The sequence below is a fragment of the Faecalimicrobium dakarense genome, assembly GCF_000499525.1.
Classification (GTDB): Bacteria; Bacillota; Clostridia; order Peptostreptococcales; family Peptostreptococcaceae; genus Faecalimicrobium; species Faecalimicrobium dakarense.
This window is the reverse complement of the sequence record NZ_HG529470.1, coordinates 1-231: the sequence shown is the minus strand read 5'-3', so window position 1 is coordinate 231 and position 231 is coordinate 1. Positions and strand designations below refer to the sequence as shown.

At 47.2% G+C, this 231-nt stretch carries 1 tRNA gene and 1 rRNA gene; both read right to left on the bottom strand.

From position 1 onward, the window contains the following. Window positions 1-3: 3 nt before the first annotated feature. A 5S ribosomal RNA gene (gene rrf, locus BN899_RS18435) occupies window positions 4-120 on the bottom strand. A gap of 9 nt (window positions 121-129) precedes the next feature. Further along, window positions 130-203: transfer RNA gene (locus BN899_RS18430), tRNA-Gly, on the bottom strand. Window positions 204-231 lie beyond the last annotated feature (28 nt).

Sequence of the window (231 nt, the reverse complement as noted above, 5' to 3'; positions counted from 1 at the left end):
ATTACGTGGCTATGTCTTACTCTCCCAGGCAGTTGCCCACCAAGTACCATCAGCGCTAAAGAGCTTAACTTCTGTGTTCGGAATGGGAACAGGTGTATCCTCTTTGCTATAATAACCACATAATCTTTATGGAGCGGGTGAAGGGGATCGAACCCTCACAGCCGGCTTGGAAGGCCGGAACTCTACCATTGAGCTACACCCGCAATTTTAGAGTTAATACTCTGAAAACTG